Source organism: Paenibacillus enshidis (assembly GCF_042136365.1).
GTDB classification, from domain to species: Bacteria; Bacillota; Bacilli; order Paenibacillales; family Paenibacillaceae; genus Paenibacillus; species Paenibacillus enshidis.
Window position 1 is genome coordinate 94,713 of record NZ_JBHHMI010000002.1, and the last position, 15,955, is coordinate 110,667.

The 15,955-nt window shown below is 48.5% G+C and carries 14 protein-coding genes; 2 read left to right on the forward strand and 12 right to left on the reverse strand.

What is annotated here, in order from left to right:
• Positions 1-53: 53 nt before the first annotated feature.
• The gene (locus tag ACE41H_RS03000; RefSeq protein WP_375353293.1) at positions 54-2,561 is read right to left on the reverse strand and encodes an FAD-dependent oxidoreductase; all 2,508 of its coding nucleotides are present in this window, start codon (positions 2,559-2,561) and stop codon (positions 54-56) included.
• The gene (locus tag ACE41H_RS03005) at positions 2,558-2,848 is read right to left on the reverse strand and encodes an ArsR/SmtB family transcription factor (RefSeq protein ID WP_375353294.1); all 291 of its coding nucleotides are present in this window, start codon (positions 2,846-2,848) and stop codon (positions 2,558-2,560) included. Before ACE41H_RS03005 ends, ACE41H_RS03000 begins: the two co-directional genes overlap by 4 nt.
• Positions 2,849-3,135: 287 nt before the next feature.
• On the opposite strand from ACE41H_RS03005, the gene ACE41H_RS03010 reads away from it, so the two are divergent.
• Positions 3,136-4,008, forward strand: coding sequence for a GNAT family N-acetyltransferase (locus ACE41H_RS03010; protein ID WP_375353296.1), 873 nt, complete (start codon positions 3,136-3,138; stop codon positions 4,006-4,008).
• Positions 4,009-4,251: 243 nt separating this feature from the next.
• On the opposite strand, the gene ACE41H_RS03015 is transcribed toward ACE41H_RS03010, so the two are convergent.
• From ACE41H_RS03015 to ACE41H_RS03025, 3 genes are all read right to left on the reverse strand, one after another.
• Positions 4,252-5,424 carry an aminotransferase-like domain-containing protein gene (locus ACE41H_RS03015; protein WP_375353297.1) on the reverse strand — a complete coding sequence of 391 codons (1,173 nt, stop codon included), beginning with the start codon at positions 5,422-5,424 and terminating at the stop codon, positions 4,252-4,254.
• A gap of 112 nt (positions 5,425-5,536) precedes the next feature.
• Positions 5,537-6,586 carry an NAD(P)/FAD-dependent oxidoreductase gene (locus tag ACE41H_RS03020; RefSeq protein WP_375353298.1) on the reverse strand — a complete coding sequence of 350 codons (1,050 nt, stop codon included), beginning with the start codon at positions 6,584-6,586 and terminating at the stop codon, positions 5,537-5,539.
• 219 nt (positions 6,587-6,805) lie between these two features.
• Complete coding sequence (locus ACE41H_RS03025; RefSeq protein ID WP_375353299.1) at positions 6,806-7,588, reverse strand: ThuA domain-containing protein; 783 nt, start codon at positions 7,586-7,588, stop codon at positions 6,806-6,808.
• Positions 7,589-7,712: 124 nt separating this feature from the next.
• On the opposite strand from ACE41H_RS03025, the gene ACE41H_RS03030 reads away from it, so the two are divergent.
• Positions 7,713-9,371, forward strand: a complete 1,659-nt coding sequence (locus ACE41H_RS03030) for a GMC oxidoreductase (protein ID WP_375353300.1) — start codon at positions 7,713-7,715, stop codon at positions 9,369-9,371.
• Between the two features lie 21 nt (positions 9,372-9,392).
• Here the strand turns inward: ACE41H_RS03030 and ACE41H_RS03035 are convergent, their stop codons facing one another.
• From ACE41H_RS03035 to ACE41H_RS03065, 7 genes are all read right to left on the reverse strand, one after another.
• Positions 9,393-10,484 carry a GerAB/ArcD/ProY family transporter gene (locus ACE41H_RS03035; protein ID WP_375353301.1) on the reverse strand — a complete coding sequence of 364 codons (1,092 nt, stop codon included), beginning with the start codon at positions 10,482-10,484 and terminating at the stop codon, positions 9,393-9,395.
• Between the two features lie 13 nt (positions 10,485-10,497).
• A complete protein-coding gene (locus ACE41H_RS03040) occupies positions 10,498-10,761 on the reverse strand; it encodes a hypothetical protein (protein ID WP_375353302.1) in 264 nt (87 codons plus the stop codon).
• 100 nt (positions 10,762-10,861) lie between these two features.
• Positions 10,862-12,007 carry a Ger(x)C family spore germination protein gene (locus ACE41H_RS03045; RefSeq protein ID WP_375353304.1) on the reverse strand — a complete coding sequence of 382 codons (1,146 nt, stop codon included), beginning with the start codon at positions 12,005-12,007 and terminating at the stop codon, positions 10,862-10,864.
• Between the two features lie 36 nt (positions 12,008-12,043).
• Positions 12,044-13,555 (reverse strand): spore germination protein, encoded by a 1,512-nt coding sequence (locus tag ACE41H_RS03050; protein ID WP_375353305.1) that lies wholly within the window; start codon positions 13,553-13,555, stop codon positions 12,044-12,046.
• A 308-nt stretch (positions 13,556-13,863) separates the two neighbouring features.
• Positions 13,864-14,643 (reverse strand): ABC transporter ATP-binding protein, encoded by a 780-nt coding sequence (locus ACE41H_RS03055; protein WP_375353594.1) that lies wholly within the window; start codon positions 14,641-14,643, stop codon positions 13,864-13,866.
• A 143-nt stretch (positions 14,644-14,786) separates the two neighbouring features.
• Positions 14,787-15,323 (reverse strand): methylated-DNA--[protein]-cysteine S-methyltransferase, encoded by a 537-nt coding sequence (locus ACE41H_RS03060; protein ID WP_375353307.1) that lies wholly within the window; start codon positions 15,321-15,323, stop codon positions 14,787-14,789.
• Positions 15,323-15,916 carry a bifunctional transcriptional activator/DNA repair enzyme AdaA gene (locus tag ACE41H_RS03065; protein ID WP_375353308.1) on the reverse strand — a complete coding sequence of 198 codons (594 nt, stop codon included), beginning with the start codon at positions 15,914-15,916 and terminating at the stop codon, positions 15,323-15,325. The genes ACE41H_RS03060 and ACE41H_RS03065 overlap by 1 nt, the downstream gene beginning before the upstream one ends.
• Positions 15,917-15,955: the final 39 nt, after the last annotated feature.

Genomic DNA, 15,955 nt, shown 5'->3' on the forward strand with positions numbered 1-15,955 from the left:
AACAAACCGCCCGGTTTAGCGGACGGTTCATGGCATATATCGAAGATTAAAAATCAGATAAACAAATTGTGACCGGCTTGCTCGGCTTTGCCAAGGTAAGCGCCTACTCCCCCGATTCCTATTCCATCAACTAACTCTTTGCGGTCTATACCCATCAGATCCATGGACATCTGGCAGGCAATCATCTCCACTCCCTGATCCATAGCTGTCTGGATCAACTCCTCTAATGAAGGCACATTTTTGCTCTTCATTAATGAACGGATCATCCGGGGGCCCATTCCCACCATATTCATTTTGGACAAAGCCAGCTTATGACTGCCACGGGGCATTAACATTCCGAAGACTTTGCCTATCATGCTTTTCGAAACAGGCACCTTATGATGCTTACGGATGATATTCAGGCCCCAGAAAGTAAAGAACATCGTTACCTTCTTGCCGCTTGCTGCAGCTCCATTAGCAATGATGAAGGATGCAATAGCTTTATCCAGGTCCCCGCTAAATACAACCATCGTGCTCCCTTCACCGGACATGACCGGCGCTTGGCCGGGATCAGCCTCCGGGGTGTTGCTCCTTTTGCTTAGGTAGGCTTCGATCATGCCGTCCGGCCTTTTGCTTAATTGAAGAAGCTCATTTCGAGACATCTGTGCCCATGCCTTAATATCCTCCTGGAAACCCGGATCTGACGCGGTAACCTTGAGCACCTGCCCTTCCTGCATCGTGTCGATAGTTTGTTTCACCTGGATGAGCGGTCCTGGGCAACTGAGCCCGCAAGCATCCAGAACAATATCGGGAGCTGCAGGGGGAATGGATGCCGATGTGACCGCCAGTATTTCATTGTTGGTGGTTGCATGGCTGGTAGTGTTGGCGGTAGTGTGGGAGGTTTCATGCTCAATCGGTTGCATATCCGCCTTCTTTGGTGTATATCTGCTCATTTGATAGGTTTTATATCCGCCAGTCAGATTTTTTACCCGATACCCTTTTTGTGTAAGAATCCGGGATGCTGTATAACCTCTCAACCCGACTTGACAGTACACCCATATTTCTTTTGATGAGTCCAATTCGCTCAGACGGGCACGGAGATCATCCACCGGAATGTTTACGGCCCCTTCAATATGTCCATTCATATATTCTATCTCTGTCCGGACATCCACCAGCATGACCTTGTCCGGGTCGCGTTCAGCCAATGCCGACGGAAGCAACACCTCTGTCAGGCCATGCAGAACATTTTCCGCTGCATAACCCGCCATATTCACTGGGTCCTTGGCCGAGGAATACGGCGGGGCATACGCCAGTTCCAGTTCGGCCAAATCCATGACATTGCCTCTAAACCGGATCACCGTTGCAATATCATCGATTCGTTTGTCCACCCCGTCATAACCAACAGCTTGCGCTCCCAGCACCTTGCCCTGCTGATCGAACAGGAGCTTTAATGAAATGGGAGTCGCGCCTGGATAATACGAAGCGTGTGAGCTCGGATGCACATAAACCACATGATAAGGAATGTCGAGACGCTGCAACGTTTTCTCATTACTGCCAGTTGCTGCACCGGTCAGGCCAAAAACTTTAATAATGGATGTCCCTTGCGAGCCCTTATAGGTGGTGCCAAGACCGCAGATATTGTCAGCCGCTATTCTTCCCTGCTTGTTGGCCGGCCCTGCGAGCGGAATTGCAGTTTTCCCACCATTCACGAAATCAACGACCTGCACTGCGTCACCGACTGCATACACATCTTGCTGGTTGGTCTCCATTCGTTCATTCACCAGAATATGCCCCTGCGGGTCGAACTGCAATCCGCTGTCCTTCAGAAACGCGGTATCTGGCGTAACCCCGGTAGCCAGCAGCACAATCTCACTCTGCAGTACCATGCCGCTCGCCAACCGGGTGATGACCTGCCCTGCTTTTTCCTCGAATCCCTGGACCTTGTCGGAGAATATCAGCCGCACACCCTGATCTTCCAACTCTTTGGCTAACACGGAAGCCATTTCAGGATCAAATGCCGTCAGCAGTTGCTGCCCTGCCTGAATTAAGGTTACTTCCAAACCGGCCTCCCTAAGGTTCTCCGCCATCTCCACGCCAATAAAACCACCGCCAATGACAACCGCAGAGCGGGTCCCTTCTTCTTGAACTCTGCTCTTGATTTTATCGGTATCCGGGATGTTCCGCAGGGTGTGAATCCTGGAACTTTGTATGCCCGGCAGATCCGGGCGGATCGGTTTAGCACCAGGGGACAGGATTAGGGCGTCATAACTCTCTTCATAGCTGCCAAGCTCCAGATTCTGCACACGCACCTTTTTATTGAGCGGATCGATGGAAATCACCTCGCTCTGTGTGCGAACATCGATATTAAAGCGTTTATGCATGGCCTCGGGTGTTTGTATCAGCAGCTTGGAACGATCCTGAATGGAGCCGCCAATATAATAAGGAAGACCGCAATTGGCAAAAGAAATATACGGATCCCTTTCAAACATGATAATATGCGCCTCTTCATCCAGTCTGCGGAGACGGGCTGCGGCCGAAGCTCCCCCTGCCACTCCGCCGACGATTAGTACTTTTTTACTCATGATTGCTCTACCCCCAAAAATAATGTAATAAGCTGTTTGATTTTCTCATCCTTTACGGAGTAATTGATTTCAAGACCGTTCCGCTCGGTTTCCACGATCCCCAAGGAGCGAAGCTTCTGCAGATGCTGGGACACGGTAGATTGTGGAAGCTCCAAACATTCCTGCATATAAGTAACATTACAGCTTCCTTTCTCAAGCAGGCCGTTGAGAATGCAAAGTCTAACTGGATGAGCGATTGCTTTCAGGATTTCAGCAGTCTGTGTGTATGCTTTGAAATTACTATTCATAAAGTCCCCGCCTTCACATCCTTTTATTTATATATTCGAATATTACAATATAGTTTTCTGAAAATCAAGCTCACTATAAAAAATCTGAAATTTATAGTGCCGCATGCAGCTCCTGAGGTTTCAAATTTTACGAACACCTGACTTTGCTGCGTAAATAAGATACAATGATGATCAAATGACCATGGGGGGCGTTATCATGGCAACCATGAATAAGCGGACAGACTTTGGAAGGACAGCGCCTGCTCGTCCGTAAACTGCGTGTTTCCTTCCTCTAATGAGGGCGTATTTTGAACGATTACCAAATAGTTAAAATGATGGACTTCTCAGCTCATCAGATTGAACGAATCCGAATGCTGGAACAACTGTGTAAACATTTTGATGGATCAAGCTTGAGGGTCGGCATAGAAAGTCTGAAGGCAGACGGGGGAGATCACGCGTTTTTATGCCATCATGGTGATCAGCTTATTGGCTTTGTCAGTTGGTATACATCAGATGAAATTGAAGCCAATATCAATGGTATGGTTCATCCGGAATACCGGCGCCAAGGCATTTTTCGCAAGTTATTGAAAAGTGTCGTCGCTGAGCTGAAAGCCAGGGGTATCCAGAAATGCCGGTTTAGAATCCCTGCGAATTCCCGGCCCGGCATAACTTGTATACGGCCCTTGGGGGCCGACCTTTCATCATCTGAGTTCACTATGAACCTGAGCCGTTTGCCGACGGACGAACCGCATCGTACCGGCCTGACTGTAAGACAGGCAGAAGCCCGGGATTTCGAGTTTATGGTTCAGTGCTCATCACAAGCCTTTGGCGATTCGGAAACCTGGACACGAAGCTATTTTTTGCATACAAACGAGCCTGAGCGTGTTACTTACATCGCCTTGGACGGACTCACGCCGATCGGGATGATCAGGGTTAATCATATTGCTGCAAATACTGCTGTCATTCATGATTTTTGTGTGCTTTCCTCATGCCAGGGCAAAGGTTACGGGCGCGAAATTCTCGCTAGTGTAGTCAGCATGCTGCTTGCCAAGTGCAACACCCACATCCGTCTCAGTGTAGTCACTGAAAATAAGCGTGCTTTAAACCTATACCAGTCGGTAGGATTCGAGGTTTCGGCTGAGTTTCATTACTACGTAGCCCCTGTTGTTAACTTAGGTTAAGTGTAAGAAAATACCTTTTTTAATGTGAAAGAGCGAGTATCGGTGTTCCAATTTCCACCAATACCCGCTCTTTCTAATTCATTTTGGTGCCATCTGAGAGATACCTTCGCTTTTGAGGAAGATTCCCTAAAGCGAATTATCTGTTCAAGTAACATGCTCTTTCGTTCTTGATCTTTTTCCAAAATAGAAATCACAGAGATTCGTTCTCGGAGCGCCTCATAACATACAAAAGTAATACCCGGATCAGACCGTGCTCAGGATTTCGATCCCCTTCACAATCTGCTCATCCGAAGGAGTCGAGAAGTTGATGCGAAACGAATTGCATGGCTCATTTTCCTGTACCAGGAAGGCTGTGCCCGGAACAACGGCCACTCCCTTCGCTGCCGCTGTTTTACAATACTCCAACATCGGCACGGATTCTGGCAAGCTGCACCACAGGAATAGTCCGCCATCCGGATTTGTGTAGGTAATGCTGTCACCCATTAATTTTTCCAAATGCTCCGTCATCAGCGTGCATTTTCGCCGATAAATTTCCCGGATGCTCTCGATATGACCTTGGTAATCGTACTCTGTCATAAATTTGTGAGCCAGGATTTGAGGCAGCATGGCGGTATGCACATCCTCCCCCTGCTTGGCCACGACCATTTTTTGCATGACCTCCGAAGGAGCCAAGACAAACCCGACACGCAGGCCGGGAGAAAGAACTTTGGAGAAAGACCCGACGTAAATGACCAGACCCTCGTCATCCATCGACTTGATAGTCGGCACATCAGTGCCTTTGAACCTTAACTCGCCGTATGGGTTATCCTCCAGAATCATGACCCCGTATTTCTTGGCAAGCGTATAGACAGCCTTGCGCTTTTCCAGGCTTGTCGTAATACCGGTCGGATTTTGGAAGCTAGGGATCAGGTAAACGAGCTTTACGTTTTTCTCCGTTTTAAGCGCTTGCTCCAGCATTTCGATATGTATGCCATCGCTCTCCATCGGAACCCCGACGAGCCTTGCTCCCGAAGATCGGAAAGAGTTCAGTGAACCGATAAAGCTTGGACTTTCACAAATAATCGTATCCCCTTCGTTGCACAGCACCTTACAGGCCAGTTCTATCCCCTGCTGCGCACCGGAGACGATGAAAAGATCATCCTGCGGCTGTCCCATGTCAAAGCGTTCTTTTAACTGTACCTTCAGCGTTTCACGCAGCGGACTATAACCCTCCGTTACTCCATACTGCAGAGCCGCCACAGGGTCTTGGGTAAGAATCTCTTGCGTAAAGGAGCTGATCACCTCTACCGGAAAGGTTTCTGCCGCCGGATTGCCTGCGGAAAAAGGAATGACATTATGACCCGAGCTCGCTTTCAAAATTTCACGAATGATCGAGGGCTGAAGCGATGCAATACGGTTTGAAAATACATAGTCCATTTTCTATACTACCTCCTGGAATGACATAGAGCACTCAGGCATCTAGACCTGATTATATCAGAAAAAAGCCCGTTACATCGGGCTCTCTTCTGTCAGGAGGAAAACATGCCTGCTATTTGATCATTTGCTTGATAAGCTCACGGTTGCGCTCTTTAAACATCTCGTTATGCGATGATACCATCGCGCTCTTATGCGCTTCCGGATCGATAAAGCGCTTCGCGCTGTTCACAGCGTTGGCAGCATCCTGGAAGGCTCCGGCAATCAGATGCAGCTTCCCGTCATAATGGAGAATATCTCCCGCAGCATACAGCCCCGGAATGGAAGACTGGCTGTTGGCCGTTCCCTCAATATAGTAGTTGTCCACCAGATTGATATCCAGCGGGCTATTCTCCAGCAGCGAAATATCCCGTTCATATCCATGGTTAATAATAATCTCATCCACAGACAGCGTCTGGACCTCACCGGTTTCGTTGTTAGTCAGTTCCACGCTCTCAATCATTTCATGATTATCACAGGCCATCAGCTTTGTAATCTGTGTATGAAAAAAACAGGTTGCCGAGCTGTTCAGGAGCTGTTCCACCTGCGCCTCATGCCCGCTTAACGCCTCTTTACGGTAAGCCAGGTATACTTTCTTTGCGACAGGCTCCAACTCGTTGGCCCAATCCACAGCCGAATTGCCTCCGCCGGATACGATGACCGTTTTGTCCTTGAAATATTGCAGTGATTTTACCGTGTAATTCAGATTGGACACTTCGAAGCGCTCCGCGCCCTCAATCTCAAGCTTCTGCGGGTTCAGGATGCCGCCACCGACGGCGACAATAACCGTCCTGGACAGATGCACGCCTGAGGTCGCGGTGTACAATTCAAATAGTCCCTCTTCATTGCGGGCAAGGGACTCTACCTTCTCGTTCAGCAGCACTTCCGGATTAAACGTTAATCCCTGCTGAACCAGCTGCTCGATCAGCTTGGCCCCGGGAACCGGAGCCAGTCCGCCGACGTCCCAAATCATTTTCTCCGGATACACATGCACCTTGCCGCCCAGTCTAGGCTGATATTCAATAATCTTGGTTTTCAAACCGCGTAATCCGCTGTAGAAAGCAGAATATAAACCTGCAGGCCCACCGCCTATTATAGTTACATCGAATATATGATTTGTACTCATCGTTCTCCTCACCATTCCAAAGTCTTAACAAGCATTTTTATGTAAATGATTATCATTATCAATATAATTAGTATACGTTGTATTTTTAAATTTTACAATCCAAACTGTGCTTCAAAGTAAAACTTCCGACGATAGCTGAGAAATTGCCTTGCAGGAAGCGCAAAAAAAACATGCCGACCACTCGTCGGCACAGCTTTTTTTGGCTTGAATCGCCCAGGCTTACGGGCGTCCCTTCAGGGGGTGGCCAGGCATAGACTCCAGCGGGGGGACCTCTCCATATGTGGGCTGTGCACCGTGAGGCGTGGCGGCCCAGAAGACGGCATTGGCAATAACCCGCAGTACCTGCGGATGGTAGTAGGTTGGATATGTCTCATGACCTGGCCGGAAATAAAATATCTTCCCTAATCCACGCTGAAACACGCATCCGCTGCGGAATAACTCCCCTCCCTGAAACCAGCTGATAAAGACGAGTTGATCCGGTGCCGGAATGTCGAAGAACTCACCGTACATTTCCTCCTCTTCTATTTCAAAATACTCACCGATTCCGTGAGTGATCGGATGAGACGGGTCCACGACCCAGAGCCGCTCCCTTTCGGCATCCTCCCGCCACTTCAAGTCACAAGTCGTCCCCATGAGCCGCTTGAAAATTTTCGACCGGTGTCCCGCGTGAAGTACAATCAGCCCCATTCCTTGAAGCACCCTCATCTGAATGCGAGTTACGATTTCATCGGATACTTGATCATGGGCCAGATGCCCCCACCAGATGAGCACATCCGTCTCGTTCAGAACTTCATTGCTCAGTCCATGCTCCGGCTCCGCCAGTGTTGCGGTCCGCAGTCCAAATCCGTATGGCCCGATTCCTGCTGCAAGCGCTTCATGGATACCTTGCGGATAGTGGCGTGCGACTAACGGATTTATTCGTTCATGAACATATTCGTTCCAGATGGTGACACGTATCGGAACGATTCGACCGGAAGCCCCGTACGGCTTATGCATTTTCATGAGCTGCATCCTCCCCCTTCTTGGCACGGGTCACAGTTGTGGCTATAGTTTATGGTATTAAGCAGGGCAATGAATCATACGTATAAAAGGGTGATTATTTTCGACTAGAAGGAGTTGCAGTGTTGTGAGAATCTATGTAGCAGGCGAAGGAGATACACTGTACCGTCTGGCGAGTCATTACCAAATCGGCATCGATCAGTTGATGTCCAGCAATCCGCATATTGACCGTCCTGATCGTATGATTACTGGCATGCAGGTTCGGATTCCATCCCCACTTGCCTCTTCTGCCCCCCGGGTGATCCCTCCCTACTGCCCGCCTCCGCCGCCGGAAGCGTTTATTCACAATTGGATACCTCTTTCATCTGCGGAGGAAATGGCCGCGACCGAATACGATGTTCTTATTGTGGGCTCCGGTATTGGGGGCTGCGCGGCTCTGTGGCGGTTATGCGAGCAGTGGGGCCAGAACGGCAAACGTATCGGGATGGTGGAGCGGGGACCGCAGTATCTGGCGACCCACATCATGAACGTGTCAACGATGGACGGAGTCAATTTCCGATTATTCCGCCCTTCACAAATTACGGATCTGGTTGGCGACCGTCTTCCGCAGTTTAGCGGACTTAAGCTAATATACGCATTAGGTGGCAGAGGCACTTTATGGGGGTGCATCACTCCCCGGGTTCCTGATTTTGATATTGCAAAGAACTGGCCGATCTCCCCTTCCGAGATGGTTTTGTATTATAACATTGCCGAAGAGGTTATGAGTGTCACACAGGAATACACAAGAAATTCTTTGATTACGCAAATTCTGCTGGAACGGCTTCGCAGACAAGGGTTTGCCAATGCAGATGATATCCCCATTGCGGCTGATCTGTCTCCAACCTTGCTGGGCAAGGTCAATTCCAATGTCTTTTCCAGCACCATTAACCTGTTGGCGAAAGCCTTGAACCACCGTTCCTTTGATCTGGCAGTCGATACTTATTGTGCCGAAGTCCTGACTGAAGGAGGAAGAGCAGCAGGAATTCGTGTGATCACCCCGGACAAAAGGTCTCATGTTATTAAAGCGAAAACGGTTATCCTGTCCGCCAGCGCCCTGCAGACCCCGCGTATTTTGCTCAATTCCGGCATTCAGGGGAGCGCCATTGGCAGGTATCTGCTCAACCATTCCTATCTGGTTGTAAGGGCTACTCTGAATACCACCAGCTTCCCTGATCCGCTGGGAACGCTTGGCATTGTGATTCCCGAGCTTGAGAATCGTCCTTACCGGATTCAAATTCAAGGACCGGAGCAATATTTTGACTATCATTATCTGACCAGGCCGGATAAGCATGTTTGGAACATCACCGATTACTATATATCCGGTGTCGTGGAGCCAAGGTATGAAAACCGGGTCTTCATTGATCCAAATCGGCAAGATGCCTATGGAATGCCAGAGCTGCAGGTCAACTTCTCTTACAGTGCCAAAGACGAGGCTATTATTGAGCAAATGTATGACGCTGCCGTTCAATCGGCTGGAGCGATGCAAATGCAACTGGAGACGACAGACGGCGTTCCTTCGATCTGCCTGATGCCGCCGGGAGCCGATAACCATGATGCCGGCACCTGCCGTATGGGCGAAGACCCGAACACCTCGGCGACGGATCAGTTCGGGCAAATCCACGGCGTACCGGGTTTGTATGTGGCGGATGCAAGTGTGCTGCCTTCGATGGGAGCCTCCAATCCGGCACTGTCTGTCATCGCGCTGGCTATACGCACCGCAGATCAAATTGTGAAACAAAATCCATAATTTCTAATTTATAACTATAGCCTATTTCCGCTTTCGGATGGCCGCGATCAAAGTAAGGATGAGCAGCGGGAGCGTCAAGAAAAAGAAGTTCCATACAGGGTGTATCACAAATACCAGATTGAACCATTCCGTTGTTCCATCAAAGATGACCAGCGTATTAAGAAAGCCGATCAAGGCCAATGGCAAAATCAATATCGTCCGATCCCGGATATGGAACAACTCGCACAATAAGGCATTCAGCACGTAAAGTGTAATGGCAGCTTTCATATAAGAATCGGCAATAAGCGACATTCCTATTACCGATTCGATTCGCTGAATAATCTCCTGAAACTCAATCAGCCGGGCGAGCGCAAATAAACTATACATGGTATCCCCTGTCAGCGGACCCATGGTCATGATGGCACATACCGTTGAAATACACAGCAGAATAATATTTAGTCCCAGGGACAGGAACATATACTTTCCTGTCTTTCTCCGTTGATCGGCGCGTACACACGGAAGCAGCATGGCGAATAAAATCGCCTCCATGTAAGGAAAGCCTGACGCAGTGTATGTTCCGTGCATCACCGGCTTTATTCCTTTGGGCAATATCGGGAGCAAATAGTCCACATGGTAGAGGGGAATGGCCAGCAGCAGGACTGTGGTCGTACTAAATACTACTAACCCGATAATTAACGTAAACATCCTTGCCATCACTTCAATACCTGCACGAGCAGTCAATGCGGCCACCATAAAGAGCAGGAAGTTAAATGCATACAATGGTGTTTCCCTTAGCATGGAGGTGACCATGAATAACCCGGCATCCAGTACAATGGCCGATTGCATATAGTGCAGAAAGAACATGGCCATGAAACCGAATAAGTAAGTAAAAAACGGCCCCACCAGCTTCCTGCTGTAAGCTATGTAATTCAACCCGGGGTACTTGCGGTGAAGATACAGCATGCAGGTCAGTACTCCGGCTCCGATCATGCCTGCAAGGATGAGGGACAGCCAGGCACCATTACCCGCCCGCAAAACAAGCGGACCCGGAACATTAATAATGGCGGAGCCCGTCATAAATACAAAAAACAGGATACTTAACTGGCCCGAGCTTATCGTCTGTTCCTTGTCCATACTTCTTCCCCTTTCACCGAATGGATATTTCCCACATTTTTACATTCAAAAAAGAATCAATCTTCTTTGCCATCTCCCTGATGAAGCCGGGTATGAAATCAGTAGTATCCGGCCAATCCTGATTCACTATAAAATCAAGGGACAGGTATAATGATCCAACCAGAAGGACTACATACACAAGCCGATCTCTTGAAGCTGTCACCTTGTTCCGGTTAAGAAATCCATACACCAAAACTGCAATGTAAACCAAAACCATCACAAATATCCGTTCCCTCATATGAAAACCCCTTTATTTCTGCCCGTTATCCTAATATCGCAAGAAAAATTTCCGCTAATCGCGTTCTGTCTTCTGTGAATGTACGTCAATAGACGTTTTTCTATAAAAGCGGTATTGTATTGCTTGTTCCAGGGGTAGTTAACTTGATCGTAACATTCACTTGAATCGGCAGTTTGGTGAATTGGTAGTCCCAGTCCTCTTTCAGGGATTCCCACGCCTGCGGATATTTACGATAGATCTGGTTACTAATGCCTAGCGCCTCAATCCGCTGCTTCTGCAGTTCATGGTAGCTGTCCAGCATGATTCGTTTAATCTGGCTTTCGGCAGCGTTCAACATTTTTTTCTCTTCTTCCACTGTACGTATATAACTGCACTTTAATTCTGAGATCGCGGCATCTACATCTGTGTAAGCCTTCACGTAGGAGGGCTTGCCCGCCGCCCACTCGATCTTCAGCTTTGTCTGCAGTTTCAACACCTCTAACGATTCCGTCTTCCGCTTCTCCCCCGGACAGGGGAAGCCGACAACGCCTGACACAAATTCATTGCGAAGCATCGCAAGCCCCTGAGCCTTCCTGGGCGAAAGCACACCCACCATTTTCCCATTTTTCGTAAGTGCGACACCGGCATTCGTGAATACCTTTTGTTCCGGCTTTATTTTATACAAATAGGAAATAATGCCATCTTCATGGGCATTACGCGCTTGAATCCCCAATTGCAGCAATGTAGTGGCTAATGTTTTGCCTGAAGCGCTGTGGGAAATCATATTTGCCCGCAGCAGCTCCTGGCTTGTGGACTTTTCGATCTTGGGCCGCAGCATGAGCGCAGCATCTGCCCGGCCGGCTGCTATCAACACATGCACATCCCCGCGAGACTCATGATCGCGATAGAAAAAATCGAGCAGCTTGCCAATATCCTGCGAGCGGGCCAGCTTCTCACTTACAATAATAACCCGCATATGACTCCACTGGGATTTCCTTCCCAGATGCATTGGAATATCGCGGACCGCTTCCATGACGGTTTTGTTTCTAGCCTTGACATTAATCGTCGACTGGCCTGTAGAGAGTACCTGCCCCTTGCCTCCCGAACTGGGACGATAAATCTGAGCAGTCAATTCAATTGGGTCATCTTTTCCCGCATCAAGAGCTACACCGAGGACGAATCCCAGTTCTACCAGTTCATGCTTACTCCAGCAGCCAGAGACAAACAGCAGTCCCCCCAACAAGAGGAGTATCCCGTATCTGTGCATTCTCTCACCTTGTCTCTTTCTTAAAATGTAACTTTCTTATCTCCCCGGCCGGTTAAACTGCCGTGTCCTCAAACCTCGCTGCAGTATCCGGATCGGCGCCCGTATAAACACATCCCTCAGGAGTGAAAACTTCAGGGGAGCTAATGGCGAAAGATAAGGCTGACCAAGGGAGCGCAGCTTGGTCAGATGAAGCAGAATCAGAATCAGCATAATCATCACTCCGAATCCGCCGAGCAATGCTGCGGCGATCATCATGGGAAATTGCAGAATCCGCAGTGCGATAGCAATGCCGTATTGAGGAATGGCGAAGGAAGCAATACCTGTAAGGGCCACGATAATGACCATAATCGGCGATGCAATACCTGCGCTGATCGCAGCATCTCCAATAATGAGAGCTCCGACAATACTAACCGCAGAACCGACGGGTCTGGGGAGCCGAACCCCCGCTTCACGCAGCAGCTCGAAGAAAAACCCCATCAGCAATGCTTCGAAGAACGCCGGGAGAGGAATTCCTTCCCGTGAATTGATGACAGCAAGCAGCAGTACAGTGGGCACAAGCTCAGTATGATACGTTGTCAAAGAAATATAAATGCTCGGCAGCATTAATGCGATAATAAAAGCAAACACCCTCAGGAAACGAATCAAAGACGAAATGACCGTCCGCTGATAGTAGTCCTCGCTGGATTGGAAAAAATCCGTAAACAAGCCTGGGCACAACAGCACACCGCTGCTGCCCTGAACCAGCACTGCGATTTTCCCCCTAAGCAGCGCAGCGGTCACCACATCGGGCCGTTCCGTATACTGGTGCTGCGGAAAAGGAGAAAAAGTCGAGTCCTCCAAAATCTGCTCAATATAGGAGGTTTCCAGCACTTCCATTTGCTTGACCGCTTCAAATCTTCTCTCGAATTCCTTAAGCAGTTCGCTGTCTACTACGTCGCTGAGGTAAGCATAAACGATATCGGTATTCGTTTTGCCGCCGCCACTTGCTTTAACCATCTTGAAGCTCGGTGTTTTAAGACGAATCCGCAAAAGACCCATGTTTTTTTCCAGACTTTCTACAGTACTCTCGCGCGGTCCCTGGACAACGGATTCGTTGACAGGTTCTGTAACCTGTCTCGTTTCCACCGAGAATGCATCATAGCTTAACGCTTTATCCCACTGATCAAGGAAAATAACCATATGCCCGTCGATGATATCCTTCACGGCCTGATCAATACGGTCAAGCAGGACCGCCTTCTTTTGCGAGACTCCATCGTGCATGAAGAACTTCACCAGATCCTCAATCGTGCTGTCCATCCCCGGACCGACCTTGTGATCGACGAGATCCTGAAGCGTACGTTTCATATAGTTTTCTGAGCTTTGCATAAGTGTTTCAAAATAGAAGGATACAGCTCTATAGCCCAGATTCGGGCCGTAAGACCACTCCCGCATGATAAAATCGGTGCTTTCGCCAATAACAGAGCGGATCTTGCTCACATTTTCATCGAGCTGCTTTGAAATCGGCTCCTTTGGTCCAAAGGAGTTTTCCACAACCGAATTCGCTTCCATTCTTATCACCTGATGTCTTATTTTCTATTTGCTGATTTACCTAGTTTGGTTGGTTAAGCTGATATTATGCATAATAAAAACGTTCTATCGACGTACATTCGAAGTTTATACTTTTTAACACTTAAAAAAATGTCCTTTGGCCAGGCTCAAAATCCTGACAACAAAGAAGACCGCAATAACCGGCCAAATCTGGCTGCGGTATGCGGTCTTCAAACACAAAACTTGTATATTTATTTTGAAAGATTATGGCTTTCCCTCAATCCCTGCCGATCAAGTCCATCCACGACAATTTTACAGGATATTAAGCTTTAAGGAATAGAAATCCAGGCTCTGTTATTAAGCCGCTGTACCTGGATTGGCGTCTCGAAGAAAGAGGACAAGGTATCTTTCATAAGAATCTCTGTACTCGGACCTTGCCGGAAAACTTCTCCCCTGCGAATCATCAGGGTTTGATTAAAGACAGGCATGATTTCCTCAATATGGTGGGTCACATAAAGGATCGTAGGTGAATCCGGCTGCTCTGCCAATTGCTGAATGCTGGCCAATAGAGACTCTCTGGACAGGAAATCCAGGCCATTGGTGGCTTCGTCTAAAATAAGGATTTTTGGCGCTGCCATCAAGGCGCGGGCAATCAAGATTTTTTGCTTTTCACCCTGCGAACATGTTTGATAAGAGCGGCCAAACAAATGGCTGCAGCCCAGCTGGTTCATCAAGGACCGGGCTTGCTCTACCTCTTGCTCCGTTATTTTTTCATATAAACCGATAGAGGCATGCTTTCCGCTGATCACGATATTTTGCGTTTTGTCATTACTGTGCAGCCTTTCCTGCAGTGAGGAACTGACCCAACCGATTTGTTTGCGCATTTCCCGCACATCGACCGAACCGTATAATTCTCCAAGGACTGAAATCTTACCCAGTGTTGGCCATATGTATCCATTAATCAGATCAAGAATCGTTGTTTTGCCTGAGCCATTCAAGCCCAGGAGCGCCCAATGCTCGCCTTTCCGAACGGTCCAATTGATATTTTTCAGAATTTCAATCTGCTCTCTGCGGTAAGAAACCTGCTCAAGCCGGATCACCGTTTCCATTGAAACCCCATCCAAATTCATCAGATGATCTCCTCATTTATCTTTTTCGGTATTTTATCAGCACTGCAGCATGTTTGTAAATAGAGCAGGAAAAAGAGCGGGTTTTTGATGGAATTTTAACCACCAATACTCGCTCTTTTAAATCAAAAATGGTTCACGGACGGTACAGCATGTTCCAGCGTTAAAAGCTCCTTTTTCATATCAAGTCCGCCGCGATAGCCCGTCAATGTTCCATTTTTGCCAATGACCCGGTGACACGGGACAAAGATCAGGGCCGGATTCGCCCCGATTGCTGCCGCCACGGCGCGGACCGAGCTTGGTTTGCCAAGCTGTATGGCGATCTCGGAATAGGTCCTTGTTTCTCCATGGGGTATATGGCCAAGCGCGTCCCATACCGCTTTTTGAAAAGGAGTTCCCTGAAGATCCAAAGGCAGCGAAAAGCGGCTGCGTTTCCCCTCCAAATACTCTGTCAGCGCATCGGAATAGATTTGCAGTTTTCTGTCGTCCCTCACGAGTCGGCAGTCAGGAAAGCGCGATTTTAACCAATCCGCCATTTCATGGAACGGACCATTGCCGGAACCGACAAATGCAAGCCCCTTGTCCGATGCGGCCAAATGAATGCTTTGATTTTTATAGGTCATTAAAGTCCAGTACATTTCGGCATCTGTTTGTATGTTCATTATACCATTCCCCCGCTTTGTTTTATCTCATTAGCACGCCGATAATCGTTCGGTGTCTGTCCTATCATTCTCTTGAACAGGGTGATGAAATAGGGAGTATTGGAGAAGCCGACTATGCCCGCTATTTCAGTTACGGATTTATCTGTATGAAGCAAAATGGATATGGCCTCGCTAATTCTCTTCCGCTGAATGTACTCAACAGGCGTAATCCCTGTAATCCGTTTGAAGGTTCGCTGCAGGTGATATGGGCTCCCATGGCAAATACCCGCCAATGTGTCCAGCGTAATGGTCTCATGATAATTTTGATCGATGTATTGCGTCATCTGGTCCACCCACTCCTGGTCAGGCAGCCGCTCACCCGTTGGTTTGCAACGCTTGCATGGCCTGAAGCCGACAGACAGAGCCTGGCTCGCATCGGTAAAAATCCGAACATGCTCTTTCCTGGGCGCCCTTGACCTGCAGGAAGGTCTGCAGAAAATGCCTGTCGTCTTGACTCCGTAAATAAACTGATGATCATAATGTGCATTATTTTGAATAATCGCTTGCCAGCGTTCATCTGTCAGCAGCAGATCTTCTTCGATTGAATGGATCATGGATATCCCCCCACAACCCTAGTATAACCTCAACCCCTA